At 65.6% G+C, this 26,560-nt stretch carries 21 protein-coding genes; 19 read left to right on the forward strand and 2 right to left on the reverse strand.

Going from position 1 to position 26,560, the window contains the following annotated elements:
• The first annotated feature begins 25 nt into the window (after positions 1 to 25).
• From H582_RS0106630 to H582_RS29870, 10 genes are all read left to right on the forward strand, one after another.
• Positions 26 to 1,075 carry a glycerophosphoryl diester phosphodiesterase membrane domain-containing protein gene (locus tag H582_RS0106630; protein ID WP_127464617.1) on the forward strand — a complete coding sequence of 350 codons (1,050 nt, stop codon included), beginning with the start codon at positions 26 to 28 and terminating at the stop codon, positions 1,073 to 1,075.
• A complete protein-coding gene (locus H582_RS0106635) occupies positions 1,072 to 1,680 on the forward strand; it encodes a DUF4129 domain-containing protein (RefSeq protein ID WP_028597911.1) in 609 nt (202 codons plus the stop codon). Before H582_RS0106630 ends, H582_RS0106635 begins: the two co-directional genes overlap by 4 nt.
• On the forward strand, positions 1,677 to 2,933 hold the full coding sequence (locus H582_RS29865; protein WP_028597912.1) for a DUF4350 domain-containing protein: 1,257 nt from the start codon (positions 1,677 to 1,679) through the stop codon (positions 2,931 to 2,933). Before H582_RS0106635 ends, H582_RS29865 begins: the two co-directional genes overlap by 4 nt.
• Entirely contained in the window at positions 2,930 to 3,850 is a 921-nt protein-coding gene (locus H582_RS0106645; RefSeq protein ID WP_028597913.1) for an AAA family ATPase, read from the forward strand. The genes H582_RS29865 and H582_RS0106645 overlap by 4 nt, the downstream gene beginning before the upstream one ends.
• Positions 3,801 to 5,171, forward strand: coding sequence for a DUF58 domain-containing protein (locus H582_RS0106650; RefSeq protein ID WP_028597914.1), 1,371 nt, complete (start codon positions 3,801 to 3,803; stop codon positions 5,169 to 5,171). Before H582_RS0106645 ends, H582_RS0106650 begins: the two co-directional genes overlap by 50 nt.
• Positions 5,172 to 5,199: 28 nt before the next feature.
• Positions 5,200 to 6,237, forward strand: coding sequence for a stage II sporulation protein M (locus tag H582_RS26330; protein ID WP_084136750.1), 1,038 nt, complete (start codon positions 5,200 to 5,202; stop codon positions 6,235 to 6,237).
• Complete coding sequence (locus tag H582_RS26335) at positions 6,234 to 7,058, forward strand: RDD family protein (RefSeq protein ID WP_052333028.1); 825 nt, start codon at positions 6,234 to 6,236, stop codon at positions 7,056 to 7,058. Before H582_RS26330 ends, H582_RS26335 begins: the two co-directional genes overlap by 4 nt.
• Before the next feature lie 1,082 nt (positions 7,059 to 8,140).
• Positions 8,141 to 8,725 carry a TetR/AcrR family transcriptional regulator gene (locus H582_RS0106665; protein ID WP_127464574.1) on the forward strand — a complete coding sequence of 195 codons (585 nt, stop codon included), beginning with the start codon at positions 8,141 to 8,143 and terminating at the stop codon, positions 8,723 to 8,725.
• 58 nt (positions 8,726 to 8,783) lie between these two features.
• A complete protein-coding gene (locus H582_RS0106670) occupies positions 8,784 to 10,277 on the forward strand; it encodes an MFS transporter (protein ID WP_084136751.1) in 1,494 nt (497 codons plus the stop codon).
• A 61-nt stretch (positions 10,278 to 10,338) separates the two neighbouring features.
• Positions 10,339 to 11,394 carry a transglutaminase domain-containing protein gene (locus H582_RS29870; RefSeq protein WP_052333029.1) on the forward strand — a complete coding sequence of 352 codons (1,056 nt, stop codon included), beginning with the start codon at positions 10,339 to 10,341 and terminating at the stop codon, positions 11,392 to 11,394.
• Positions 11,395 to 11,564: 170 nt separating this feature from the next.
• Here H582_RS29870 and H582_RS0106680 read toward each other — a convergent pair whose 3' ends face one another.
• A complete protein-coding gene (locus H582_RS0106680) occupies positions 11,565 to 12,728 on the reverse strand; it encodes a virulence factor (RefSeq protein ID WP_028597917.1) in 1,164 nt (387 codons plus the stop codon).
• 256 nt (positions 12,729 to 12,984) lie between these two features.
• Here H582_RS0106680 and H582_RS0106685 point away from each other — a divergent pair, with 256 nt between their 5' ends.
• The 6 genes from H582_RS0106685 (at position 12,985) to H582_RS0106715 (ending at position 20,144) form a co-directional block, all read left to right on the forward strand.
• On the forward strand, positions 12,985 to 14,100 hold the full coding sequence (locus H582_RS0106685) for an MBL fold metallo-hydrolase (RefSeq protein WP_028597918.1): 1,116 nt from the start codon (positions 12,985 to 12,987) through the stop codon (positions 14,098 to 14,100).
• A 239-nt stretch (positions 14,101 to 14,339) separates the two neighbouring features.
• Positions 14,340 to 15,407: a Gfo/Idh/MocA family protein gene (locus H582_RS0106690; RefSeq protein WP_028597919.1), complete on the forward strand. Its 1,068-nt coding sequence runs from the start codon at positions 14,340 to 14,342 to the stop codon at positions 15,405 to 15,407.
• 270 nt (positions 15,408 to 15,677) lie between these two features.
• Positions 15,678 to 16,181 (forward strand): Dabb family protein, encoded by a 504-nt coding sequence (locus H582_RS33320; RefSeq protein ID WP_373864134.1) that lies wholly within the window; start codon positions 15,678 to 15,680, stop codon positions 16,179 to 16,181.
• Positions 16,178 to 16,996, forward strand: a complete 819-nt coding sequence (locus H582_RS0106700; RefSeq protein ID WP_373864135.1) for an SDR family NAD(P)-dependent oxidoreductase — start codon at positions 16,178 to 16,180, stop codon at positions 16,994 to 16,996. Before H582_RS33320 ends, H582_RS0106700 begins: the two co-directional genes overlap by 4 nt.
• 587 nt (positions 16,997 to 17,583) lie before the next feature.
• A complete protein-coding gene (locus H582_RS0106710) occupies positions 17,584 to 18,261 on the forward strand; it encodes a hypothetical protein (RefSeq protein WP_028597922.1) in 678 nt (225 codons plus the stop codon).
• Positions 18,262 to 18,515: 254 nt separating this feature from the next.
• A complete protein-coding gene (locus H582_RS0106715) occupies positions 18,516 to 20,144 on the forward strand; it encodes an ABC-F family ATP-binding cassette domain-containing protein (protein ID WP_028597923.1) in 1,629 nt (542 codons plus the stop codon).
• A gap of 732 nt (positions 20,145 to 20,876) precedes the next feature.
• Here the strand turns inward: H582_RS0106715 and H582_RS0106725 are convergent.
• A complete protein-coding gene (locus H582_RS0106725) occupies positions 20,877 to 21,905 on the reverse strand; it encodes a glycoside hydrolase family 53 protein (RefSeq protein ID WP_043111029.1) in 1,029 nt (342 codons plus the stop codon).
• Positions 21,906 to 22,351: 446 nt separating this feature from the next.
• On the opposite strand from H582_RS0106725, the gene H582_RS0106730 reads away from it, so the two are divergent.
• The 3 genes from H582_RS0106730 to H582_RS0106740 all read left to right on the forward strand — a co-directional run.
• Positions 22,352 to 24,190 (forward strand): sensor histidine kinase, encoded by a 1,839-nt coding sequence (locus H582_RS0106730; protein WP_028597926.1) that lies wholly within the window; start codon positions 22,352 to 22,354, stop codon positions 24,188 to 24,190.
• A complete protein-coding gene (locus H582_RS0106735; protein WP_240478959.1) occupies positions 24,187 to 25,761 on the forward strand; it encodes a response regulator in 1,575 nt (524 codons plus the stop codon). Before H582_RS0106730 ends, H582_RS0106735 begins: the two co-directional genes overlap by 4 nt.
• Positions 25,762 to 26,326: 565 nt before the next feature.
• Positions 26,327 to 26,560 (forward strand): transposase (locus H582_RS0106740; protein ID WP_028597928.1); only part of this gene is annotated, 234 nt, incomplete at its 3' end.

Genomic DNA, 26,560 nt, shown 5'->3' on the forward strand with positions numbered 1-26,560 from the left:
TCATACATAGGGAGGGTGGACATTCATGCAGCAACCGCAACAACTGAGGCCGATGGGGATCGGCCGCATTCTCGACCGCAGCTTCCAGCTGAACCGCACCCACTTCACGACGCTGGCGATCATCATGCTGGCGCTGTACGGCCCGATGGCGATCGTCTCGATGGCGCTCGCCACCGATTCGTCCAACACGACCTCCGGACTCATGGATACCATCCGGAATGGCGGCATCGACGGCTACCTGCAGTCGATCGAATCAGGCGAAGGAGCCGGACTGAGCGGAGGCGCCGTGCTGGCGGTGCTGCTCGGCTTCGTGCTCATGCTGCTGCTCGGACCGGTCTCGGTCGCCGCGATCGTGCATCTCGTGCAGGCGCATCTGCGCGGCGAGGAAATTCCGAGCGCGGGCGAGCTGCTCAAAAAAGGCTTCCGCCGCCTCTGGCCGCTGACCGGCAGCACGCTGCTGTACGGCATCATCATGCTCGGGCTGTATCTGCTCGTTGTCGTCGCGTTCGCTTTCGCGGTTGGAATCTTGTTCGCCGCGGCGCTGTCCGGCACGGACGCGGGGGCAGGGCCGGCCATGCTGCTGCTTGTTCCCGCAGTCATCGGCGTCCTGCTGCTGATCACGTTCTTCGCGGTCCGCTGGGCGTTCTATCTGCCGTTCGTCGCGCTGAACGAGAGCGGCACGGGCGTCGGCGCGAGCTGGCGCCTGACCAAAGGCAGCTTCTGGCGGCTGCTGCTGCTCTACCTCGTGCTCTGGATCCTGCTCGCCATCTTCACCGGCGTGCTGAGCCTCGGCTCGGCCGCGATCTTCGGCGGAGGCGTGCTGAACTCGCTCGTCGACTCGCTCGTCTCGATCCTGATCGGATCGCTGTGGGTGCTGCCGTATGCGATCGCGTTCTTCGACCTGCGCGTGCGCCGCGAGGGCTGGGGACTGGAGACGCTGCTCGACGGAGCGCAGCCGTACGGCGGACAGACGCCGCCTCCTCCTCCGGCGGGCTGGGGCGGCGGATACGGCGCGCCGGACCGTACAGACCGCTCCGATGAGGGCGGCAGCTCCGGGGACGGCCCTCGTCCATGACGGAAAGGGGGCAGCTGGAGGAGATCCTCTCCCGCGAGGAATATACCGCCTACCGCAAGGAGCCGGGCTTTTCCTTGTGGGACTGGATCGTGGAGCAGCTCGGACGGCTGCTCGCCGCGATCTTCCCCGACCTGAAGCCCGGACCGGGCACGATCAGCCTGCTGTCCATCCTGATCGTCGTCGCGCTCGCCGCCTTCCTCGGCTGGATGGGCTGGCTGCTGCTGCGCCGCTTCGGGCCGGCGGGCCGGCTGCGCTCCGGCGTCTGGATGGAGGCGGGCGACGACAGCCGCTCCTGGCGGCATTACGCCCGGCTCGGCGAAGGCTTCGCCGAGCGCGGACAGTGGAGGGACGGCGTGCGCGCCGTCTTTCTCGCTTTCCTGTTCCGGCTGGAGGAGCGCGGAGAGCTGAGGGTCGAGGCGTGGAAGACGAACCGCGAGTACCTGGAGGAGCTGGCTGCGGCCGGCTCTGCGCATGCGCCCGCCCTGCGCGGAGCGATGGTGCTGTTCGAGCGCGTCTGGTACGGCCGGCTGGAAGCGTCGCAGGCTCAGTACGACGAGCTGAAGGCGCTGCTGGCTGAGGCCGAAGGCAAGGAGGTGCCGCAATGAGGATGGGGAGCAAGCGCAGCGTCTGGCTGCTGGCTCTTTTTGCGGCGCTGTTCCTGCTGCTCGGCCTGCTGCTGGGCCGGCCGCAGCTGCGGGACGAGCCGCCGAACCTGAGCTTCTCGTCGGATACGGACGGGCTCAAGGCATGGCGCGAGCTGCTGCAGGAGCGGCATCCGCTCGTCGGCGAGTGGCGGCAGCGCTGGGACGAGCTGCCGGCCGGCTCGGGCCGGCTGCTGATCGCCGCGGAGCCGGCCGGCGTCAGCGGGGTCGAATGGCAGGCGCTGCACGAGTGGCTGAAGACGGGGAATTCCGTGCTGCTGCTCGGCGATCTGCCGGATCAGCCGTTCTGGGAGCTGACGGAAGGCTGGAGCCCAGCGCCGGATGAAGGCGAGCCGTCCGAGGCAACCGGATCCGATGAACAGGCTGAGTCGGACGAAAAGGCAAGCGGCGACCAGAAGGCCGGGACGGACGAAGAGGCTCCCCTCTCCGCCGTGGACGCGTCGGCGCTGCTCGGCCCGGGCGCCTATGAGGCGCAGGCCGAGGCGTCGCCGCGGATCGCCGTTCTGGACGGCGAGGGCGAAGCGCTCGTGACCGACGAGCGCGGCACGCTGGCGGCGCGCCAGAGCGTCGGCTCCGGCTCCGCGACGCTCGCCGTCGAGCCGCGCTGGATGCAGAACGGCACGGCGCTCAGCGGCTCGCATGCCGAGCTGATGGCCGCGCTGCTCGCGGGAAGCTGGACGGAGATCCTGTTCGACGAGCAGCATCACGGCTATACGTCCGCGCCGGGGGCGTTCGCCGTCCTGCCGCGTCCGCTGCTGCTGGCGAGCGCGCTGCTGCTGCTGGCGCTGCTGCTCGCGCTCTGGAGCGCCGGCAAGCGCTTCGGTCCGACGCGCGTGCCGCGGGAGTGGACGGTGCGGCGCGGCGACGAGACGGTGCGGGCGCTGGCCGCCTGGTACGAGCGCTTCGGCCTCATGGACGAGGCGCTGGAGCGGCAGCGGCGGCGGCTGCGGCAGCAGCTGGCGCAGCGCTGGGGGCTGCCTGCGGCGGCGTCGCCGGAGCAGGCGGCCGCGGCCGCCCGCAGCCGCTGGAGCGAGGAGGACGCGCTGCGCCTGCGGCGGGCGCTCGAGGAGCGGCCGCTGCAGGCCGCCGGCCGCAAGGCGGCGCGGCGCGAGTTTACGGCAAGATCCAAGGAAGCAAGCGAGCTGGCGGCGCTGCTGCGAGGCGGCGCCGAGCCGGGAAGGGGACATAGAAGATGAATCACTTGGTCGAATCGCTGGAGCGGCGGATCCATGGTCAGAGCCGCAACGTCCGTCTGCTCGTCACCGCGCTCGTCGCGGGCGGGCATGTGCTGCTGGAGGGAGTGCCGGGACTCGGCAAGACGAGCCTGGCGCGCGAGCTGGCGGCGCTGTCGGGCTGCGGCTGGCGGCGCATCCAGTTCACGCCGGACCTGCTGCCGGGCGACATTACGGGCAGCGTGACCTACAGCATGCAGGAGCAGAGCTTCTCCGTCGTCAAAGGGCCGGTGTTCACGAACGTGCTGCTCGCCGACGAGATCAACCGCTCCGGGCCGAAGACGCAAGCCGCCCTGCTGGAGGCGATGGAGGAGCGGCAGACGACGATCCAGGGCACGACCTACGCGCTGCCGGAGCCGTTCTTCGTCGTCGCGACGCAAAATCCGGTCGAGTACGACGGCACGTATCCGCTGCCGGAGGCGCAGCTCGACCGGTTCCTGTTCAAGCTCGTGCTGGACTATCCGGGCGAGCAGGCGGAGATCGGCATCCTGCGCTCGCATCGGCGGGCCGGCAGCATCCGCGAAGCGGCGCCGGAGCCGGCCGTCTCGCCGGAGGAGCTGCTGGAGCTGCAGCGCCGGGTCGAGGACGTCGTCGTCGAGGACGCCATCTACGGCTACGTCGCCGCGCTCGTGCGCGCCACGCGCGACGCCGACGGCGTGCAGCTCGGCGCGAGTCCGCGCGCGGGCATCGCGCTGCTGCGGGCGGCGTCCGCCTGGGCGCTGCTCGAAGGACGCGACTACATGACGCCGGACGACATCAAGGAAATGGCGCTTCCGGTGCTTCGCCACCGGCTGCTGCTGACGCCGCAGGCGGAACTGGAGGGGATGACCGGTGAAAGCATCATCCGGCAAACGCTGGCATCGGTTCCGGTCCCTCGCTGACCGGCTGCTGCGGCGCGCGCCGCTGCCGACGCCGCGGCTAGCCTGGTGGACGGCCGGCGGCGGGGCTGCGGCCGCGCTTGCCGGAGCGGCCGGCCGCGAGCTGGAGGCCGCCGCGCTTTGGCTGGCCGCGCTCGCCGCGCTGTCGGCCGCCGATCTGGCGCGGCTGCCGCGTGCGTCCGCCTGGTCGGCGCGCCGCGAGCTGCCGGAGAGCGCCGAGATCGGCCGCGAGTTCGCGGTCCGGCTGGAGCTGACCTGCCGCACGGCGCTGCCGCTGCGCGTGGAGCTTGCCGACGACATCCCGGACCGCTTCGACCGTCCGGACGGGCGGAGCGCGGCCGGCATGCTGGAGCGCGGCCGGCTGCAGGCGTCGTACCGCCTCCGCGCGCTGGAGCGCGGGCGGTTTCGTTTCCGCGAGGTGGACATGCGCTGGAGCGGCGGCCTCGGCCTGTGGCGCAAGCAGGCGCAGCTCGCCGTCGAGGACGGCATCCGCATCGATCCCGACCTGTCGGGCGTGCGCGGCGTGCTCGCCTCGGCGCAGGACTCGCTGCTCGTCGACGGCAAGCGGATCCACCGCCGCCAGCGCGGCGGCACGGAGTTCGACGCGATCCGCGAGTATGCGGCCGGCGACGACATCCGCGAGGTCAACTGGCGGGCGACGGCGCGCTCCGGACGGCTGCTGACGAACCTGTACCGGCCCGAAAAGGGCAAGACGCTCGTGCTGCTGCTCGACTGCGGCCGCCAGATGGGCGTCGAGATGGACGGCCGGGTCAAGCTCGACCGGACGCTGGAGGCGGCGCTGACGCTGGCCGCCGCCGCGCTCCGGCAGGGCGATCTCGTCGCGCTGATCGCTTATTCGAGCCGCGTCAAGCTGTTCATCCCGCCCGGCCGCGGCCTCGAGCAGCTGCAGACGCTGACCCGCGCGGCGAGCGACATCGCGCCGGACTACGCCGAGGCGGGGGCCGCCGTAGGGCTCGGCTTCCTGCTGCAGCGCGTGCGGCGGCGCTCGTTCGCGGTGCTTTTTTCCGACATGGACCATTACCTGCATGACGCCGAGCTGCTGCCGTACGCGGCCAAGCTGCGCAAGCAGCATCATCTCGTGCTGATGTCGCTGCAAAATCCGGCGCTGCGCGAGCTCGAGGAGCGGCCTCCCGAGACGGCCGGCGACGCCTACGTGCGGAGCATGGCGGCGTCTTACGCGCTGGAGCGGCAGCTGCTCGTGCGGCGGCTCGGCAGCGGCGGCGTGCCGATGCTCGACGCTTCTCCGGACCAGCTGGCGACCAGCGCGGTGAGCGCCTATCTCGACATCCGCGACAAGATCTGATCCGGCAAAGGTCAGGAGAGGAGCCAACATGGACACGACGACATTCATCCGGCGGCACAAGCCGGCCTGGGCGGAGCTCGAGGGCCTGCTCGCCCAGCTCGGGCGGCGCAAGGCGCGGCCGGACGCCGCTCAGCTCGACCGGTTCGCGGAGCTGTACCGGAGCGCCTCGGCGAATCTGGCCTACCTGCAGACGCATGCGCCCGCGAGCGAGGCGGCGCTGCTGCTCGGCGACCTCGTGTCGCGGGCGCACAACCAGCTGTATGCGGGCGGCGCGGCCGGACGCAGCAAGCCGCTCGAATTCCTGCTCTGGGGCTTCCCGCTGCTGCTGAAGCGGCGGCTGCCTTTCATCGCGCTGGCGGGGGCGCTGCTGCTGCTCGGCGAGCTGCTCGGCTACATGGCCGTGCGCGACAATCCGGCGGCAATTCATTCGCTGCTGCCTGCCGGCATGGCCGACCGCATCGATCCGGCGCGCACAGCCGACGACCGCGGCGACATCAACAGCGCGATCGTCTCGGCCGAGATCATGACCAACAACATCCGCGTGGCCGTGCTGGCGTTTTTGAGCGGAGTCACGCTCGGCTTGTTCACGATCTACCTGATGGCCTTCAACGGGATGCTCGTCGGCGGACTCGCCGCCGTGTTCGCGCAGGCCGGGTACAGCTACACGTTCTGGGCGTACATCCTGCCGCACGGCGTCATCGAGCTGGCGGCGATCTTCATCGCGGGCGGCTCGGGCTTCTACATGGGCTACAAGTTCTTCGTGCCCGGCGAGCTGCCGCGCGGCATCGTGTTCGTGCAGGCCGCCAAGGAATCCGCGCTGCTGCTGCTCGGCACGATCCCGCTGTTCGTCATCGCCGGCCTCATCGAAGGCTACATTACGCCCGCTTCGCTGCCGCTTGAGCTCAAGTACGGCGTCGCCGGCCTGACGCTGGCCGCCTTCGCGGCCTACTGCGTCTACGGCGCGAAGCGCGGCGAGCGCGAGCAGGGCGGGGGGAGCGGAGGCGGGGACGCGCGCGGATCGCTGAGCCTGCCTGCCTCCCGATTTCGAAAGGAAGGCCGATCATGACGATGAGAGATCCTTATTCTGAAAGACAGACGACATTCGTCACGCCGGAGCAGGTGCGGCTGCAGCTGCGGACCGCCGGCCTCGGCAGCCGGGCGATCGCCCATCTGATCGACGCGCTGCTGCTGCTCGCAGCGTCGGCGCTGGTCGTGTTCGGGACTGCCGGCTCGATCTACCTGCTGTCCTCGTCCTGGTTCCCGAACGACGGCTACGACTACCTGTTCGCCGGCATGTTCCTGCTGCTGATCGTCATGAACGTCGGCTACTTCATCGTGATGGAGGCGTACCGCGGCGGGCAGACGTTCGGCAAAAAAGCGATGGGCCTCCGCGTGCTCCAGGCGAGCGGCCAGTCGGCGACGATCCTGCCGGTCGTCATCCGCAACCTGTTCCGGCTGCTCGATTTCCTGCCGATGGGCTACTTCGCCGGCAGCACGGCGATCTTCTTCAGCCGCGCCGACAAGCGCTTCGGCGACATGGTCGCCGGCACGATCGTCGTCGCGGAGGCGACGGCGGAGCAGCGGAAGCGCCGCGCGCGCATCGACAAGCGGATCGCCCGCCTGCAGGCCAAGGGGCTGCTGCTGCCGGACCTGGCCGGCGAGCTCGGCGAGCCGGAGCGCGCGCTGCTCGACGAGCGCGACTGGCAGCTGCTGTCCGGCTGGGCGGAGCGGCTCGATCCCAAGCCGCCGGTCGGCGCGCAGGGGCTGGAGCAGCGCATCTGGCTGCATTTCACCGAGAAGCTCGGCCATAGCCGGGCGGCCTACCCCGACTCGCGGCCCTATCTGGCCGCGCTCTACCTCGCCGTTCGCGAGGATTGGGAGCTGTAGGCCAGTTCTCCTGTTGCTCAAAGAAGCGTCCGCCCGGCATCAGGCCGTGCGGGCGCTTCTTTGCGTTGCGGGCTTGCGGCCGGGGCCGGCCTGGGACGGCGCATCGCCCGGCGCCAAGCCCGGATGGGCGGGGGGAGCGGAGTGGAGGCTGTTAAGTCGAATTTTTCGACTTAATGCCGACCGGAGGCCCCCGCCGGAGCACATTAACTCGATTTTATCGAGTTAAAGCCATCTGTCCACGCGCTTCGAACTCTGCTAACTCGAATTTTCGACTTACCGCCGAGCAGAAGCCCCCGCCGGAGCACATTAACTCGATTTTCTCGAGTTAAAGCCGTCTGCCCACGCGCTTGGAACCGTGCTAACCCGATTTTATCGACTTAATGCCGACCGGGATATGGCAGGTAGATCAGCGTTACTCGGTTTTTCCGAGCAACGCCCCCGCTGGACCCGCCATTCGAGCAGAGTTACTCGGTTTTTCCGAGCAATGCTCCTGCTGGACCCGCCGTTCGAGCCCAGTTACTCGGTTTATCCGAGCAATGCTCCTGCTGGACCCGCCGTTCGAGCAGAGTTACTCGGTTTTTCCGCGCAACTCCCCTGCTGGACCCGCCGTTCGAGCAGAGTTACTCGGTTTATCCGAGCAACGCCCCTGCTGGAGCCGCCATTCGAGCAGAGTTGCTCGGTTTATCCGAGCAACGCCCCCGCTGGAGCCGCTGTTCGAGCAGAGTTGCTCGGTTTTTCCGCGTAGCGCCGCCACAGGGGAGGTCAGTTGGGGGAGAGCGGATCGGTTTTGCAGGCGAGCAGCGTGAAAACGAGGGAAGGCTCTCCCTCGGCCACACGAAGCAACAGCCTGCTATTCAATCGTTGACTGGACGAATGGGGAAGGCATATACTAGCTCCAATAGATGCAAGTGAACACTTGCATCAGGCGCGCAGCATCGAAATAAATGATCGTGAACGCCACACGAGCATCGAGAGTAAAACGAGCGTTCACATGAGCATAGTCACACCCAATCACGATGCAATCGACGAGTGCTAGCCAGCATCATTTACAGCGACCACAAGGGAAGGGAGGCATGCGGGAAGTGGAGACGAACAGATCGACGGCGGAGAAGCTGCTGCTGGCGGCGATCGAGGTGATGGCGGAAAAAGGCTATCTCGGCGCCTCGACGAAGGAAATCGCCGCAGCCGCAGGCGTCAACGAGGTGACGCTGTTCCGGCATTTCGGCTGCAAGTCGAACCTGCTGGAGGCGGCGCTCGACCGCTATCATTATGCGGACATCATGACGGAGCTGTTCGCGACGCGGCTGACGGGAGAGCTGGAGCGCGACCTGCACCTCATCGCCCAGACGTATCAGCAAGCGATGTTCCGCAACAAGAAGCTGATTCGGATCGTGCACAAGGAAGGTGCATCGCTTCCGATCGGCGAGCATGCCCACACGCGCCATCGGGAAAAGCTGCGCGAGCTGCTGCGGGACTATTTCACCGACCAGCAGCGTCGCGGCCTCATTCGCGCCGAGCCGCCCGATACGCTCGCGCTGTCGTTCATGTACGTCAATTACGGCTGCTTCATCAGCCGCCTTCACTCCGACCTGGCCGAGCCGGACGCGGAATCCCGCGAGGTGATCCGCCATTCGGTCGAGCTGTATGCTAGAGCGCTCAAGCTCTAGCCTTTTATTCGCCCTTAATGCAAGCGTGCGCTTGCTTACAACGAAAGGATGATGGATTATGTCCGATAAACGTCCGGCTGACGAGCGCTCCGCCGACGAACGTGCCGCCGCCGCTGCGTCTAACTCAGCCGCCACCGAACGGCCCGCCGCTCCGTCCGTCCCGCCAACGTCTGCCGAAACCGAGCCCCGGCCAGGCGCCGAGCGGCTGATCGGCGTGCTCGCGTTCACGATGGCGATCTCGTCGATGAGCGCGATGATGTTCACGATCGTGCTGCCCGAGATGAAGGCCGAATTCGGCCTGTCGCTGTCCCAGGTCAGCTGGATGATGACCGGCTACATGCTGATCTACGCGATCGGATCAGCCATCTACGGCAAGCTGGCGGATCTGTTCCGCCTCAAGAACCTGCTCACGTTCGGCCTCTCGCTGTTCATCATCGGCTCCTTCATCGGCCTCGTCTCCAGCTCTTACGGGGCGGTGCTGGCCGGCCGCCTCATCCAGTCGGCGGGCGCGGCCGTCGTGCCCGCCGCCGCGATGATCATCCCGATCCGCTACTTCCCGCCGGCCGTCCGCGGCCGCGCGCTCGGGATGACCGCCTCCGCGCTCGCGCTCGGCAACGCGATCGGACCGATTTTCGCCGCGCTCGTCGTCAGCACGCTGCACTGGCGCTGGCTGTTCTGCGCGCCGCTGCTCGTGCTGCTCACGCTTCCGCTGTTCCGCCGCTATCTCGTCGACGAGCCGGCCAAAGGCGGCTCGCTCGATCTCGCCGGCGGCCTGCTGCTGGCCGGCTCGAGCGCCTCGCTGCTGCTCGCGCTGACGGAATGGAGCCTCTGGTACGCCGCGGCCGGCCTCGTCCTCGCCCTGCTGCTGGCGCTGCGGCTGCGCACGGCGCGGGAGCCGTTCCTGCGGCCGGCGCTGTTCCGCATCCCTGCCTATCGCCAAGGGCTGCTGCTGATGATGCTGGCGATGGTCTCGGGCTACGCGCTGCCTTTCCTGACGCCGCAGCTGCTCTCCTCCGTGCATGAGCTCAGTCCCGGCGTCATCGGCTTCGCGATGGTGCCGGCGGCCGGACTCGCGGCGCTGCTCGGCCGCGCCGCCGGGCGGCTCGCGGACCGCAAAGGCAACGCGTACGTCTTCTACGTCGCCGCCAGCCTGCTGCTGACCTTCTTCGGCCTGATGGCGCTGCTCGCCGGAGCATCGCCTTGGATCGCCGGAGGGGCGCTCGTGCTTGGCCAGCTCGGCCAGACGATGCTGCAGATCTCCCTCATGAACTCCGTCTCCCGCACGCTGCCGTCCGATCAGGCGGGCGCCGGGATGGGGCTCGTCTCGCTGCTCAACTTCCTGACCGGAGCCGCGGCGGGAGCGGCGTTCAGCCGTCTGCTGGACAGCTTCGGCGGCGGAACGGGCGTTGGGGCTTTTCCGGTGTTCGGCCTCATTTATGCGGGGCTGTTCGTCGTTGTCGGCTTGCTTGCGCTGACGTTTCGCTACCGCTTCAGCCGAAGCGGCCAGAGCGGCAGGGAGACGATGCCGCTTCGCGAGTCCATTGATTCATGAATCGCCGGTTCGTCCACATATAGTTACATGATGCGGACGTACAACCGGGAGGCGATGGACGATGAGGCACCGGATCGCGAACCTGCTGCTGGCGCTGTCGCTGGCAGTATCGATCTACGTGGTGGAGGCGAGAGTCGGCAGTCCGGCGCAGGCGGACGGCCTGGCGGGTACGGATGCGGCGACGGTCGCGGCGGTAGAGCCGGGGAGCGGCGCGGTTGGATTCGGGAAAAGTCAGGCGGATGCAGCCGAGCCTAGCGGCGGTCCGGCCGGCGCTGGAGCTGAATCCGTCTCCGAAAGCGGCCCGGGCCAAGGCGCCAAGCCGAGTGCCGGCTCGGCGGCGGCGGGAACCCCCGGCCAGCCCGGCGAAGCCTCCGCCCAGCCGCGATCGGATATCTCGGCCGCGGCGGATGAAGCCCGCGCCAGGCTGGTGGACGGCTTGGCCGAAGGCTTTCGCAGCCGCAGCCCCGAGTTCAGGCTGACCTTCAAGGGCGGCCACGAGCAGCTCGTCGAGCTGATGCCGGAGTTGGTGCAGCAGGGCCTTTACCAGGACGACTACACGGCCTATGTGCTCCAATCGTACGCCTACAAGATCCGCTCGGCGGCCGGCACGTCGACGATCACGATGACGGCCAAGTACCGCGAGACGCCGGAGCAGACCGCCGAGGTCGCCCGCCGCTCCAAGGAGATCGTCGCCTCGCTGGTCCGCCCGGGCATGAGCGAGGAGCAGAAGGCGGGCGCGATCCACGACTGGATCGTGCGCCATGTGCGGTATGATGAGTCGCTCACGCGGTATACCGCCTACGAGGCGCTCGAGCTGCGCTCGGCGGTATGCCAGGGCTACGCGCTGCTTGCCTACCGCATGCTCACCGACGCAGGGCTCGATGCCCGCATCGCCGAAGGCACGGTCGACACCGGCGACCACGCCTGGAACCTGGTGCGCATCGACGGCAGCTGGCATCATATGGACGTGACCTGGGACGATCCGCTGCCGGACCGCGGCGACGAGGTCAGCCGCCGGTACTATCTGCTGTCGGACGAGGAGATGCGCCAGGACCACGAGTGGACGAAGCCTTACCCGGAAGCGCCGGAGAGCCTTCCGGCAGTGCGGAAGCGCTAGAGGCTATCCGCCGGCTGCCGTCCAGGGGAGCATCGTCTGAAATGCGGTAGCTGCCCGGCTCCGCAAGCGGCAGCGCAAAAAGGGGAGGAAGCCGAGCAGCTGCTCGCTTCCTCCCCTTTTTTGCCGTTGCTTCGGCGTTGCGGCAATCGCGCTCCGGATCAAAGGCGTTTTCAGCCCGGCTCGGCCTCGCCGGTCTCCCGGCGGCGCGCCGCCGTCATCTGCTGCCAGACGGAGCCGGCGGCTTCCTCGCCGCGCTGGATGCGCTCGAGCGCCATCTGCGCCTGCAGCCGGATCTCGAACTCGCTGTCCTCGGCCGCCTGCTGCAGCGCCTCCAGCGCGCTGTCGTCGCCGACCTCGTACAGGAAGCGCGCCGCCCGCCAGCGGACGAGCTTGTTGCGGTCGCCGAGCGCGGCGACCATCGCGCCGGTCGCGGCGGGATCGCCGAGATCGGACAGCGTGTCGCCGGCCGTGCGGCGCACCGAGGCCGACTTGTCGGCGAGCGCCTGGATGAGCAGCGGCAGCGCCTGCGGATGCTCCCGCAGGTCGCCGAGATAAACGACGGCGAGCCTGCGGATGCTGGCGTTGTCGTCGGCGAGCGCCCGCTCCAGCAGCGGCAGCGCGGCTTCGTCGACCGCCAGCCGGTCGAGCGCGGCGTAGCGGCTCTGCCAGTCCTCCGCGGCCAGCAGCGGCTCGGCCTCCGCGGCCGTCAGCGGCGCGGGCCTGACGGTCGGAGCCGCAGCGGCCTGCTCGCCGGGACCGGCCGCCAGCGACGCCTCGATGAGCGCTTCGAGCCGCTCCGGCGTGTAAGAGGCCTCGAGCTCGCGCACGATTTCGGCGGCAATCTCCTCGGGATCGCCGTAGCGGACGCCGAACTCCTCCAGCCTCCGCTCGCGGATCATCGTCGAGCCGGCGGCGCGGCTGACCGCGTCCGTGAACGCCGCCGGCATCGCGGCGCGCGTCTCGCCGTCGCCCAGGCGCACCCGCACCTGGATCGGGATGCCGCGGAACATCTGGAGGAGCACATGCGCCTCGCCGAAGCCGCTGGCCGGATCCGACGCCGCGGCCGCGCCGCCGTCCTCCGCCTGCAGGATGCGGCGGGCCTCCGCGAGAATCGCGGCCCAGTCGGCGCTCGGCTTGCGGTCGAGCGCGATGAAGTCCGCCGTGCGGAACAGGCTGCGCACGCCCGGTATGGCGAGCAGGCTGCGCAGCGGCTCCGGCGCGGCGTCCGGCTCGGCCGGCACATACGTATGGCGATGCCCGCGGGGCAGCGTCTCGTCGACGTTCAGCTTCATCGAGTTCGGACTCGGAGTCGGTTCGATGGAGATCAAGTTCATTTTTCGTTCCTCCCGCCTCAGGGTAAGTATTCAGCAAGCTCTGTCCTTCTAGTGTAGCGCATTCGCCTGGGCGATGCGAACCGGCGCAAAGCTCCTGAGCGCTGGGGGCGCAAAGCTCCCGAGCGTTGCCTTACATCGCTCCCGAGCGTTGCTTCGCATCGCTCCTGAGCATTGCATTCACCAGGCTCGAATTGTATCGTTAGGGAACAGAAGCTCGACCGACCGATTTTCCGCAGCCGGCGAAAGGGTGACCAACATGGCCAAGTCCAAATTCGGCAACATGGATCCTGTCTCGACGCAAAAGACGTCCAAGCACTTCAAGCGCTGGAGGCAGGAAAAGATCTGGAACCGTCAAGGCAAGGACTACTCGTTCTGCGTCCCGAACAGCCCGCCGGATCTGGAGTTCCTTCATCATAACCGGAGCAAGCCGTCCATGACGTGGATCGGCCACTCGACGTTCCTGCTGCAGCTGGCCGGCGTCAACATCGTCACCGACCCCGTCTGGGCGGGCAAGATGGCGTTCCAGCGCAGGCTGACGCCGCCGGGCGTGCCGCTCGAGTCGATGCCGCCGGTCGATCTGGTGCTCGTCTCGCATTCGCATTACGACCATCTGCATATGGCGTCGCTGCGCCGTCTCGGCGGCTCCAAGACGATCCTCGTGCCGGCCGGCCTCGGGGCGAAGCTCAAGGCGAAGGGCTTCCCGCGCGTGCATGAGCTGCATTGGTGGGAAAGCTATCACTTCCGCGGCCTCAAGCTGACGTTCGTGCCGAGCCAGCACTGGACGCGCCGCAATCCGTGGGACATGAACGCCTCTCACTGGGGCGGCTGGGTCATCCAGCCCGAGCACGGGCTGGACCACGAGCCGGGCGAGGGCACGCTGGGCGGCGTCCGCTCCCATCCGCCGCGTCCGGATGAGGCAGGCGGGCCCGGCGGCTTGGAGGAAGGAGCAGCAGCGGAAAATGGCGCTTCCGCCGCGGACGCCGGGCCGTTCGATCCGTTCCATCCGGACGCCGAACGGCCTCGCGCCGGACTGTATCCGACGGTCTATTTCGCCGGAGACAGCGGCTATTTCCGCGGCTTCGCGGACATCGGCCGCAAGTTCCGCATCGACGTGGCGATGCTGCCGATCGGAGCGTACGATCCGGAGGAGTTCATGGGACCGCAGCATACGACGCCGGAGCAGGCGCTGCAGGCGTTCCTCGACACGCGGGCGCGGCTGTTCGTGCCGATGCACTACGGCGCGTTCAAGCTCGCCGACGACACGCCGCAGGAGGCGCTGGACCGGCTGGAGAACGCGCGCCGGCAGGCGGGGCTCGAGGCCGGCCGGCTCGTGCTGCTGCCGCATGGGGAGACGTGGCGCATGAACGGCTGAGCGGACTCGCGACCGAGCGCGGAGATCTCGACCGAGGCGCGCATGGCGAAGCGTGAACGATCCGTTCCCGGCGAAGTATGGCCGCTGCGCCTGCGAAAAGCCGAGCCCGAAGCGCGGCGGCCGCCCGCCCTGCGACGCCAAGATCGCACAAAGACGCGCCACAACTCGTCCTCGATTGCTTTCGTGCCCAGTGGTATACTGAAGTCGACTTGTTCAATTGACAGGAGGACTCAGCTACTATGACCCATTCCCCGCTCCGTATCGGCATCATCGGCGCTGGCGCGATCGGCAACGTGCATATGGATACGATCAAAAAAATCCCGGAAGCGGAAATCGCGGCCGTAACCGACGCTTTCCTGCCGCTGGCGCAGCAGCGCGCCCAAGAGCACGGCATCGCCACCGTGCATGAGAGCCCGCAGCATCTGCTCGAGGACGCCAGCATCGACGCCGTCGTCGTCTGCGTGCCGAACCAGTTCCACGCTTCGCTGGCGATCGAGGCGCTCAAGCAGGGCAAGCATGTGCTGCTCGAAAAGCCGATGGCGATCAGCCTCTCGGACGCGCGCGCGATTCTCGATGCGAAGCTCGCATCGGGCAAGACGCTCATGGTCGCGCATCAGATGCGCTTCCTCGGCCTTAGCCGCGCGATCAAGGACATGATCGACGACGGCAAGCTCGGCCGCATCTACAACGCCAAGGCCGGCTGGTGGCGCAAGAAGGGCATCCCCGGCTGGGGCTCCTGGTTCACGCGCAAGGACATGGCCGGCGGCGGTCCGCTCATCGACATCGGCGTGCATATGCTCGATCTGTCGCTGTACATGATGGGCAACCCGCGCCCGGTCAGCGTCTTCGGCACGACCTACGCCGAGTTCGGCCCGCAGCGCAAAGGCGTCGGCGACTGGGGCACGCCCAACTGGGACGGCTACTATGATGTCGAGGATCTGGCGACGGCGCTGATCAAGATGGACAACGGCGCGACGCTGACGCTCGAAGTGAGCTGGGCGGCGCATGCCGCCGGACTCGGCGAGAATCCGTTCATCCACCTCATGGGCACCGAGGGCGGAGCCAGCTACTCCGGCAGCGCGGGCACCTACGTCACGCATGACGAGCAAGGCGTAGTCGAGCAGGACATCGTTCCGCTCGAGGGCGAGGAGGACCGCGTGCTCATGTTCCGCCATTTCATCGAGTGCGTGCAGACCGGCCGCGAGCCGATCAGCTCGGCCTTGACCGGCTTCACCGTCAACCGCGTCCTCGACGCGATCTACGAATCGTCCCGCACGGGCAGCGAAGTCAAGCTGAGCTGGAACTGACGCGCGAGCGACCCGGGCAGCGTGGAAGCGGCAAGGGACGGACGGCAAGCTGGAACAGACGCCGTGCGCTTCTTGGCCGCAGCGCGGACGGGAAGCGAGCGCGGACGCGATGAGCCGGGAAACCGGGAAGCCGGTTTCGGTTGCAGGCGAGTTTTGGACGCGATGCCGAGCGGCGAGGCTCGGCGCGTCCGGATTGGCGGCGGCTTAGAGCCGTCGCCTTTTTCTTTTTCAACCGTATCATTGATCTGACTGATGGAGAGGAGACCGGGCATGGAGCAGCGGCAGGGACGGATTCGGCATATGGTGATCTTCGATTTAAGGCATGAGGAGGGCTCGGCGGAAGAAGCGCGGTTTCTGGAAGACGGGATGCGAATTTTGACCTCGATCCCGGTCGTTCGGGCATTCGGGGCGTTCCGCCAGACATCCGCCAAGAACGACTATCGGTTCGGCTTCAGCATGGAATTCGACAGCCAGGCCGACTACGATGCGTACAATGCCCATCCGGCGCATGTGTCGTTCGTGGAGGAGCGTTGGCAGGCGGAAGTGAGCCGATTCCTGGAGATCGACTTCGATCTGGACGGCGCTGCGGGAGCGGCTGATGAATCAGCCGTTCTCCGCTCGGACCGCTCGGTCGATGCGGATGGGAGCTCTTCGGCCGGAGCGGACGAGGCTTCCCTTGCAGCTGGCGAGGCAACGGATCGATCCGCTGCAGCTGGCGCGGCAAGGGATCGATCCGCCCGTCCTGACGGCAAGCGGGAAGAGGCGGGACGATGAGCGCCGAACGCCAGCCGCAGACGGAAATCGGCGCTGACGGAGCGGGCGGCATCCGGCTCGACTTGTCGGGCCATGTCGCGCTCGTCACCGGATCGACGGGACAGCTCGGCCGCGTCATCGCGCGCACGCTGGCGCAGGCGGGAGCCGACATCGTGCTGCACTATCACGGCAACGAGGCCAAGGCAAGAGAGCTTCACGCCGAGCTGGCCGCTCTCGGGCGCAGCGTCATGATCGCCCAGGCGGATGTCACGCGGCTGGACTCCGTGCTGGCGATGGCGGGCGCGGCCGCGGCTTCCGGGATGAAGCCGGTCGACATCGTCGTCGCCAACGCGGTCGTCCAGTACAGCTGGACGTCCGTGCTGGAGCAGCCGGTGGAGGACTATGTCAGCCAGTTCGAGTCCTGCGTGCTGCAGAGCGTCCATCTGGCCAAAGCCTTCGTCCCGGCTATGCAGCAAGGCGGCTGGGGCAGGATGATCGGCATCAACACGGAGTGCGCGATGCAGAACTTTCCGACGCAGTCGGCCTACACGGCGGGCAAGCGCGGCATGGACGGCGTCTACCGCGTACTCGCCAAGGAAGTCGGAGCGGACGGAATCACGGTCAACCAGATTGCGCCCGGCTGGACGATCAGCGAGCGCGATCGCGAGAATGGCACCGAGCGCAGCGAAGGCTATGAAAGCTCCGTCCCTCTGCGCCGCCGCGGTACGGACCAGGAGATCGCCAACGCGGTCGCTTTCCTCGCCTCGGATCTCGCTTCGTTCATCACCGGCGCCTACCTGCCTGTGAACGGCGGCAACGTGATGCCGGCGATCTAGCGGGTCTGGACTTGTTTCGAACAGGCGTATCAGCAGGTATTAAGTCGAAAAGATCGAGTTACAACTGAGACGGTTCAACTTGGACAGCTGCAAGCCGAAAAAATCCGGTTAGAGGCTCTGCGGGAGCGAGCTAGACAGATGCAAGCCGAAAAAATCCGGTTAGAGGCTCTGCTGGAGCGAGCTAGACAGCTGCAAGCCGAAAAAATCCGGTTAGAGGCTCTGCGGGAGCGAGCTAGACAGGTGCAAGCCGAAAAAATCCGGTTAGAGGCTCTGCGGGAGCGAGCTAGACAGCTGCAAGCCGAAAAAATCCGGTTACAGGCTCTGCCGGAGCGAGCTGGACGGCTGCAAGCCTAAAAAATCCGGTTAGAGGCTCTGCCGGAGCGAGCCAGACTGCTGCAACCAGGTTGGCGTCCCTGTGCAGGTAGACAGGACGTTTTCAAAGCTTTGGATTTCGTGGTTGCGAAATTTCCCTTTTTATTGTAGATTCGGATTTAGATTTCAATAGAAGCTAGTTGCTGCGTGAAGAACACGCCGCTTGCCCAGTGGGCAAGCGGCGTTTTTTATTCTTAGAATAAGGAGTGGTTGTAGTGGTAGATCTGCGGGTCAGCGAATTCATTGAGAAGGAGAGAAGCGGTGCAAAGGGTCAGCGACTTGAAATGCTGGAAAGAAATTTGCACGGCACCATCAAGCTGATAGAAACGGTCCTTTTCCCGGTCTTTGGTTCCTTGGATGGATTCAGGCTGGAGTATGAGTTCAAAAGTCCGAACGGCTATAATTTTTACGCGGACTTGTTCCACGAACCGCTTCAGACGGTTTTTGAGTGTGATGGGTATGTGCCGCATGCGGAGTTGTTGACCAGAGAACGATTTTCTATGGAGCGGCAAAGGATAAGAACAATGACTTTGTTCGGATATCGCTATTTGCCGTTTAGTTGGGACGAGCTGGATAAAAAAGGGGAGCAGTGCCGAAGAGCGGTATATGAATTGGTAGGGCGTTGCGGTCACGGAAACGCGAATCAAGGAATTCGAGCTCTCCCTATCCAAGATAGAGAGTTGCTGAGGCTGGCCGCTAATGGGCGAATCTTCCGTCAACCCGATGCACAAGCTTGGCTTGGACTTAAGGAGGATACCGTTCGCAAGATTACGCGCCGACTGATGGATCAAGGGTGGCTGGCTGCCAAAGGAAATGGAAATGCTCGGCATCATGCTTACCACATCACCGATAAGGGATGGAAGTTGTTTTGGGGAAATGGAGTCGGCTCATGAATAGGGGTTCTGCCCGTAGGAGAGGAGAGCGATCTTGCTAAAAGAGCAGGGATTTCGTAAACGAAGCGTTTCTAAACTATGATGTCGCCTGCAGCCCTCCCTCGTTTCCCACGATTCCGAATCTTATGCTATACTGAAGGAAGTCTGTTTTTTTGCAGGGAAAGCGGGGCTGCGGCCGATCCGGTCCCTGCCCGAGACGATGAGGCAAGGCGGACATCCGCCTAATCCATAGATGAAGGACGGGATTTCCACATATGATCAGCACTAGCGGCATTTCGCTTCGCTACGGCAAGCGGGCGCTTTTCGAAGACGTCAACATCAAGTTCACCCCCGGCAACTGCTACGGCCTGATCGGGGCGAACGGAGCGGGCAAGTCGACGTTCCTGAAGATCCTCTCCGGCGAGATCGAGCCCAACACGGGCGAGGTCCACATCACGCCGGGCGAGCGGATGGCCGTGCTCAAGCAGAACCATTTCGAATACGACGAGGTTCCGGTCCTCATGACCGTCATCATGGGCCACAAGAAGCTCTATGACGTCATGAACGAAAAGAACGCGCTGTACGCCAAGTCCGACTTCACGGACGAGGACGGCATGCGCGCGGGCGAGCTCGAGGCCGAGTTCGCCGACATGAACGGCTGGGAAGCGGAGTCCGAGGCAGCCGAGATGCTGAACGGCCTCGGCATCACGCCGGACCTGCACGACAAGCTCATGAAGGAGCTTGACGGCAACGCGAAGATCCGCGTCCTGCTGGCGCAAGCGCTGTTCGGCACGCCGAACATCCTGCTGCTCGACGAGCCTACCAACCACTTGGATATGCAGTCGATCGAATGGCTCGAGAAGTTCCTTTCCACCTATGAAGGCACCGTCGTGGTCGTCAGCCATGATCGCCACTTCCTGAACCAGGTGTGTACGCATATCGCGGACATCGACTTCGGCAAGGTCCAGATGTACGTCGGCAACTACGACTTCTGGTACGAGTCCAGCCAGCTGGCGCTCGCGCTGCAGCGCGACGCCAACAAGAAAAAAGAAGACAAGGTCAAGGAGCTGCAGGCGTTCATCCAGCGCTTCAGCGCCAACAAGTCCAAGTCCAAGCAGGCGACGAGCCGCAAAAAGATGCTCGACAAGATCACGCTCGACGACATCCGTCCTTCGAGCCGCAAGTATCCGTTCATCAACTTCAAGGGCGAGCGCGAGGCGGGCAAGCAGATCCTGCTGATCGAGGGCATCTCCAAAAACGTCGACGGCGAGCAGCTGCTGAGCAACTTCACGCTTACGGTCAACAAGGGTGACAAGATCGCCTTCGTCGGACCGAACACGCTGCCGAAAACGGCGCTGTTCCAGATCATCACGGGCGAGTCCGAAGCCGATGCCGGCACGTACCAATGGGGCATTACGACGATCCAGGGCTACTTCCCCAAGGACAACTCCAAGTACTTCGACGGCGTGGAGATGAACCTCGTCGACTGGCTGCGGCAGTACTCCAAGGATCAGGATGAGTCGTTCATCCGCGGCTTCCTCGGACGGATGCTGTTCTCCGGCGACGAGGCGCTCAAGAAGGCGAGCGTGCTCTCCGGCGGCGAGAAGGTCCGCTGCATGCTGTCCAAGATCATGCTGTCCGGCGCGAACGTGCTCGTCATGGACGAACCGACCAACCACTTGGACCTCGAGTCCATCACCGCGCTCAACAACGGCCTGATCGACACGGACTGCACCGTGCTGTTCACGTCGCATGACCATCAGTTCGTGCAGACGATCGCCAACCGCATCATCGAGATCACGCCAGGAGGCGTCATCGACCGCCTCATGACCTACGAGGAGTACCTCGAGAGCGACGATGTAAAGGCGATGCGCGACCGCCTTTACGCCGGTCAGCCGAGCTAGAGCTTATATCGAAAAGAACCGCCGCTTCCCGATTCGGGAAGCGGCGGTTTTTGCGTGGAAGGCTTGCCGGAACGCACAGCGGCGAAGCTGCTGCGCCGGATGGCGGGGGGCAACCGGATTATACCGGGTTGCAGAAACGTGAAGGGCTCGCCGGAGCCGCGCCGCCGGATTATATCGGGTTGCAGAAACGTGAAGGGCTCGCGGGAGCCGTGCAGCCGGATTATATCGGGTTGCAGAGACGTGAAGGGCTCGCCAGAGCCGAGCAGCCGGATTATATCGGGTTGCAGAGACGTGAAGGGCTCGCGGGAGCCGTGCAGCCGGACTATATCGGGTTGCAGAGACGCAATGGGCTCGCCGGAGCCGTGCACCCGGATTATATCGGGTTGCAGAAACGTGATGGGCTCGCCGGAGCCATGCACCCGGATTTTATCCGGTTGCAGAGATGTGAAGGGCTCGCGGGAGCCGTGCAGCCGGATTATATCGGGTTGCAGAGACGCAATGGGCTCGCCGGAGCCGCGCAGCCGGATTATATCGGGTTACAGAGACGTGAAGGGCTCGCTGGAGCCGCGCAGCCGGATTATATCGGGTTGCAGCGCCCCCAGCGAGCCCGCCATAAGCGTGCGGCCGAATTCTCGGCCACGAGGCCGCGCCCTGCCTCTCCGCGGCCACGAGCCCGCCGCCCTGCCTCTCCGCAGCTGCCTCGCCGCAGCTCGCGCCGCGCCCGGCCGCCGGCTAGTTCAAGAAGCCGTCGAGCGCGATCGTCGGCTTGCCGTCGGCCTGCCAGGCGCCCTTGTTGTAGCCGCCGTTGTAGCCCGGCGTCGACTGCGGCTCCCAGTAGAACACGCCGAGGCCTTTGCCGCCGGAGATGTTCCGGATCTTCGTCTTGATATCGGCGATGAAGCTCTTCGACGCGGCCGGCTGATTGTAGTCGAGGCCGATCTCGCAGATCATGACGCTTTTGCCGTAGCGGGCGATCATGTCATTGGCATTGGCGACGGTCTGCGTCACCTTCGTCTGCCAGTCGGAGACGGACGGATAGAGCGACATGCCGATGTAGTCGAACGTCGCGCCGTTCGCGATCAGCCCGCCGATGTTCCAGACGAACAGCGCGTTGTCGTAGCCGTTGGCCAGATGCACGATCGTCTTGGTCGACGGAAAGATGCTCTTGACCGCGTTGTTGCCCGTATTGACGAGCCAGGCGTAGTTCTTCATATTGACGGACGCGCGGCCGTCCTGCCACAGCATGCCGTCGTTCGTCTCGTTGCCAATCTGCACCCAGTCCGGCGTGACGCCCTTCGCCTTCATCGTGTTCATGACGTATACGGTATGCGACCAGACGGCGTCCATCAGCTGATTGAAGGTGAAGCCGGTCCACGCATAGGGCTTCGTCTGCTTGCCGGGATCGGCCCACGAGTCGCTGTAATGAAGCGACAGCATGACGCTCATGCCCTGCGCCTTTGCCCGCGCCGCCAGCTCGGCCGCCTTGTCGGCGTTCAGGTAGCCGTTGCCGTAGTCGCTCATATTCGGATTGACCCACACGCGGATGCGGGCGGAGTTCAGTCCGTAGTCGTTTTTGAGAATGTTGAAGATGTCCCGCGTGACGCCGTTTTTATCCTTCCACTTGTAGCCCTGCGCCTCCATGGCCGCCACCCAGCTGATGTCGGCTCCTTTGGCGAAGGCCGGCGCTGCCTCCGCCTTGCCGCCGACCCCAGCGCCGGCGCCCTCCCATGCCGGAGCGAGCAGCAGGAGCAGCGCCGCCATCAGGATGGCGGCCGTCTGCTTCCATCTGCGCTTCCAGGCTTGCCGTCCGCTGCCAGGCCGCTCATGCTTTTCGCCAAGTCGAGCCGGGGTTTCCTGCAGCTGTCCGCCTAGCGGCGTCTCATGCGCTTCTTCCTGCCTTTGTCCGGATTGTCCCAATCGATTCATTCCTCATCTTCCTCCTTGCGAAGTGGATTCCTCTGTATCGTAAGCGCTTACCAAGATTTCCCGACAGTGAGCGCAGCCATGATTTCTTATCCACATTCAACGACGAAGGGGACCGGCGGCGGCAGCGGCTCTGGCGGGGACCGCAGCGATTGCGGTATCCGCTTCCGCCATCGTGGAAAACATATAAAAAAGCGTTGCCCCGCGCAGTAGGCATCCGGCGGGCGGTAAAGGTACAATGGGGTATTAGTTCTCAAAACTCCTACCGGGTGGAGGCGGCAGCGATGTCAGGAGCGAAGAGAAAGTCCTATATCCCTTATTCCTATAAAATGATGATTCCGTACCTGCTGCTCGTGCTCGTCACCGACGCCCTGATCGGCACGATCTCGTACCGGATGCTCGTCGAGTCGCGGACGGAGATCGCGCGCACGAACATCCAGGCGGCGATGCAGCAGACCCGCACGAACATGCATTACCAGATGGAGGAGATCAAGCGCATCTCCGACACGCTGTTCGGCAGCGTGCCGTTCCAGCGCGCGCTGCAGAAGCGCGGCGACGAGCTGCAGGCGTATCTCACGATGCTCGACGAGATCGTGCCCAAGCTGCAGGAGCCGCTGCAGCTGTTCGGCAACCCGCTGCGCATCGAGCTGTACACGACGAATCCCGATCTGTACGAGATCGAGGGCGACGATCCGTCGACGAAGATCGAGCGCAGCGACTACTATGTGCTGTCGGCGGACAGGCTGCGCGGGAGCGCCTGGGCCGAGCAGGCGGGAGCCGGCGACGGCAGCCGCTGGATGCAGGTGGAGAGCGACGCGGAGCATCGGCAGCTGTCGCATTTGACGCGTCTCCTTTCCTACAGCGACTATCAGACGGCGATCGGCTACATCCGCATCACGGCGCGGCTCGACGACCTGCTCGGACGGTTCGACGCGTTCCCCGTGGAGAAGGGCATGACGCTGCGCCTGCTCGACCAGCCGAGCGGACGGACGCTGTACGAAAAGGGCGACGCCCACGAGGCCGACGCGCCCGGCCATCTGACGCTGAGCGAGGCGGTGCCGGGCAGCGGCTACGTCATCCAGGCGGTCGTATCGCAGCGCTATCTGCAGGAGGACGCGCGCCGGCTCGGCCTCGTCATCGTCGGCGTCTGCTCGGTCAGCTTCGCCGTGATGGCGCTCATCGGCTTCATGGTGGCGCGGCTGTCCGGGCGCAAGATGCGCAAGATCGTGACGCTCGTGCAGTCGTTTCAGGACGGCAGCCTCGAGAAGCGGATCCGTTTCTCCGGCAAGGACGAGTTCGTGCAGATCGCCGATGCGTTCAACACGATGGCCGAGCATGTCAAGGAGCTGATCAGCAGCGTGTTCGCGCAAGGGCAGAAGCGCAAGCAGGCGGAGCTCGAGGCGCTGCAGGCGCAGATCAACCCGCATTTCCTGTACAACACGCTGTCCACGATCAGCAGCCTCGCCAACATGGGCGAGACGCGCCAGGTGACGGAGATGGTCAAGGGGCTGTCGCGCTTCTACCGGCTGTCGCTCAACGAGGGGCGCGTGCTCATCCCGCTCGGCCAGGAGCTGGAGCAGGTGCAGACGTATCTAGACATCCAGCGGGTGAAGTATGCCGACGCCTTCACGGTGCATCTGGACGCCGAGCCGGACATCGGCGAGCTGCGGGTGATGAAGCTGATCCTCCAGCCGTTCGTGGAAAATGTGTTCAAGCATGCCTGGTACGGCGAGAGCATCGCCATCCGCATCACGGCCCGCCGGCTCGGCGCCGATCTGGAGCTCAAGGTGATCGACAACGGCGTCGGCATGAACGCCGAGGCGCTGGAGCGGCTGCGCTCCGGCACGGCCGGCTCCGCAGCCGCGCCTGCCGCAGCCGGCCTCGCGGGCGAGCCGTCCGAATTCGCTCCGGCGGCAGCTGTCCGGGCGTCCGGCTCCGCCGGCGCAGGCGGCAGCTACGGCATCCGCAACGTCGACGAGCGCATCCGGCTGCGCTACGGGGAGCGCTACGGCATTGAGGTCGGCAGCGTCTTTGGCGGCGGCACGACGGTGCGCATCCTGCTCCCCGCGGAGGGCGAGTGGGAGGACGGCATCGTCCGGGAAGAAAAGGAGGAAGGCCGATGAACGAAGCAATGCCGATCCGGGTGCTGCTCGTCGACGACGAGGCCGTCGATCTGGAATGGCTGCGCCGGCGCGTCGCGGGCAGCGGCCTGCCGGTGCAGGTGGCGGGCACGGCGAGCAGCGGCTTCGCCGCACTCGACCTGCTGCAGCGCGAGCAGGTGGACGTCATCCTGACGGACATCCGCATGCCGATCATGAGCGGCATCGAGTTCGCCCGCCGCGCGAAGGAAGCCCGCCCGCATGTGAAGATCGTATTCATCAGCGGCCATGAGGACTTCCACTATGCCAAGGAGGCGCTGCGGCTGAGCGCGTCCGGCTATCTGCTCAAGCCGGTCGACGACGAGGAGCTGCTGGCGATGCTCAGCACGCTTTGCCGCGACGTCGAGCAGGAGAAGCGGACGAGCCGCAGCGTCTCGGAGGCGCTGTCGCTGGCGGCGCGGGAGCTGCTGCTGCGCTGGCTCGGCGGGGACCGCTCGCCGCTGCTGGAGGAGCATCTGCAGCCCTACCTGCTGCCGGCCGCCGAGCACGGCGCCAGCTGCGCGCTGATCGAGATCGACGATCTGGAGTGGAAGGCCGCGGCGCTGGGCGAGGCGGAGCGCGACCGCCATATCGCCGCGATGGGCGCGTTCCTGCACGACTTCGCGGAGCGCCGGCAGCTCGGGCTCATGCTCGCCGGCCTGCCGGGCGCGCGGGCCGTGCTGATCGCGCGGGCGGGCGCGGACCCGCGGCTCGAGGAGCTCGTCGCCGAGCTTGCGCGCCGCTTCCCGCTGACGGTCACGATCGGCGTCGGCCGTCCGGCGGGGCGCTGGCAGGAGCTGCCGGAGTCGTACCGCGAGGCGCAGGCGGCGCTGAGCGCCAAATGGCTGCTCGGCAAAAACCGCGTCCTGCGCGAGAGTCCCGAGCCGCTCGGCGACGAAGGTCCGTCCGCCGCCCAGGAGGCGGTCATCGACCGGATGCTCGCCGCCATCCTGCAGTACGATCTCGTCGAGATCGACGACTGCCTGCTGGAGCTGTTCGGCGGCTCCGGCCGGCTCCGCCGCAGCGAGGCGTACCCGCTCGTGCTGCGCCTGACGTCCAAGCTGCATGCCGACCTGCAGGCGATGGACGAGAACCTGTACGAGCTGCTCAAGTGGGACACCCATGAGCCTGGCGTCATGTTCCAGTTCGAGACGATGAACGACCTGCTCTCTTGGCTGCGCAAGCGGCTGTTCGAGCTGTCGGAGCTGCTGCTCATCAAGAGCCGCCGCCACAGCCGCAAGCTGATCGACGAGATCAAGGCCTATGTCGAGGAGCGGCTGGAGCAGAAGGTGACGCTCAAGGAGACGGCCGCCCAGTTCAGCTTCACGCCGAACTACCTTGGACATCTGTTCAAGGAGGAGACCGGCCAGCATTTCAGCGACTATCTGCTCGAGCGCAAGCTGAAGCTCACCTGCTCCCTGCTTGAGGAGCCGACGCTCAAGATCTACGAGATCGCCGACCGGATGGGCTACAAGAACATCGTCTACTTCAACCGCCAGTTCAAGCAGGCGACCGGCATGTCGCCGGGCGAATACCGCAAGAAAGCGGGCATATAGCCCGCTTTTTCGGCGTTAAAGAGGTTGCGCGAGCCGAGCCACTCTGATGGACAAGAAGCCCGCTGCGCGAGCCGAGCCTTTCTCCGATTCCACTGGAAGCCGGATGCCCTGATTGCCCGACCTCCTATTCGGAGGCCATCCGTCTTCCAAGAGGACCGCTGCCGCTTCTCCGAAAGGCATCGTCTCGCTTCGCTTGCCTTGTCCCTGCGTCGCCTGCTCCCCATTTTTTGGGAGAGTGGGCCGTCCTCCGCATACCTGGGGGACGGCAGCTCGCTCGGCACGCGGCCGAACCGGTCGGAGTTGCGCGGAAAAACCGAGTAACTCGGGCCATCGGAGGCCGAACCGGTCGGAGATGCGCGGAAAACCGAGTAACTCGGGCAAACGGAGGTCCGAACGGTCGGAGATGCGCGGAAAAACCGAGTAACTCGGGCAAACGGAGGTCCGAACGGAGTTAAGTCCATATAATTGTGTAAAATGCTCCTGACCATAAAAAGGAAAGCCATGGTAGGACTCTCGGTTAGAATGGAAGTTGTCGAGACCAACATTCCAAGGAGAGTGCCTACACATGACTCAATACCAGATTACCGTAGATCAGGACATTTTGCACCAGCTGTTTATCGGAACCGATCGGGACGCGGGAGTGGCCCGCTTGCTGGAGACGGTGCTGAATCAGGTGCTGACAGCCCAGGCGACGGATCAGCTGGCGGCGCAGACGTACGAGCGCACCAGCGAGCGCAAGGGCTACCGCAACGGCAGCTACGAGCGCGACGTCATTACCCGCGCTGGCAGCGTCACCTTG

The organism is Paenibacillus pasadenensis DSM 19293, assembly GCF_000422485.1.
GTDB classification, from domain to species: domain Bacteria; phylum Bacillota; class Bacilli; order Paenibacillales; family Paenibacillaceae; genus Paenibacillus_O; species Paenibacillus_O pasadenensis.

Bases quoted from the DNA above. Each gene is read 5' to 3' on its own strand.
- H582_RS0106630 (WP_127464617.1), top strand. From the start codon at position 26: ATGCAGCAACCGCAACAACTGAGGCCGATGGGGATCGGCCGCATTCTC.
- H582_RS0106635 (WP_028597911.1), top strand. From the start codon at position 1,072: ATGACGGAAAGGGGGCAGCTGGAGGAGATCCTCTCCCGCGAGGAATAT.
- H582_RS29865 (WP_028597912.1), top strand. From the start codon at position 1,677: ATGAGGATGGGGAGCAAGCGCAGCGTCTGGCTGCTGGCTCTTTTTGCG.
- H582_RS0106645 (WP_028597913.1), top strand. From the start codon at position 2,930: ATGAATCACTTGGTCGAATCGCTGGAGCGGCGGATCCATGGTCAGAGC.
- H582_RS26330 (WP_084136750.1), top strand. From the start codon at position 5,200: ATGGACACGACGACATTCATCCGGCGGCACAAGCCGGCCTGGGCGGAG.
- H582_RS26335 (WP_052333028.1), top strand. From the start codon at position 6,234: ATGACGATGAGAGATCCTTATTCTGAAAGACAGACGACATTCGTCACG.
- H582_RS0106670 (WP_084136751.1), top strand. From the start codon at position 8,784: ATGTCCGATAAACGTCCGGCTGACGAGCGCTCCGCCGACGAACGTGCC.
- H582_RS29870 (WP_052333029.1), top strand. From the start codon at position 10,339: ATGAGGCACCGGATCGCGAACCTGCTGCTGGCGCTGTCGCTGGCAGTA.
- H582_RS0106680 (WP_028597917.1), bottom strand. From the start codon at position 12,728: ATGAACTTGATCTCCATCGAACCGACTCCGAGTCCGAACTCGATGAAG.
- H582_RS0106685 (WP_028597918.1), top strand. From the start codon at position 12,985: ATGGCCAAGTCCAAATTCGGCAACATGGATCCTGTCTCGACGCAAAAG.
- H582_RS0106690 (WP_028597919.1), top strand. From the start codon at position 14,340: ATGACCCATTCCCCGCTCCGTATCGGCATCATCGGCGCTGGCGCGATC.
- H582_RS33320 (WP_373864134.1), top strand. From the start codon at position 15,678: ATGGAGCAGCGGCAGGGACGGATTCGGCATATGGTGATCTTCGATTTA.
- H582_RS0106700 (WP_373864135.1), top strand. From the start codon at position 16,178: ATGAGCGCCGAACGCCAGCCGCAGACGGAAATCGGCGCTGACGGAGCG.
- H582_RS0106715 (WP_028597923.1), top strand. From the start codon at position 18,516: ATGATCAGCACTAGCGGCATTTCGCTTCGCTACGGCAAGCGGGCGCTT.
- H582_RS0106725 (WP_043111029.1), bottom strand. From the start codon at position 21,905: ATGGCGGCGCTGCTCCTGCTGCTCGCTCCGGCATGGGAGGGCGCCGGC.
- H582_RS0106730 (WP_028597926.1), top strand. From the start codon at position 22,352: ATGTCAGGAGCGAAGAGAAAGTCCTATATCCCTTATTCCTATAAAATG.
- H582_RS0106735 (WP_240478959.1), top strand. From the start codon at position 24,187: ATGAACGAAGCAATGCCGATCCGGGTGCTGCTCGTCGACGACGAGGCC.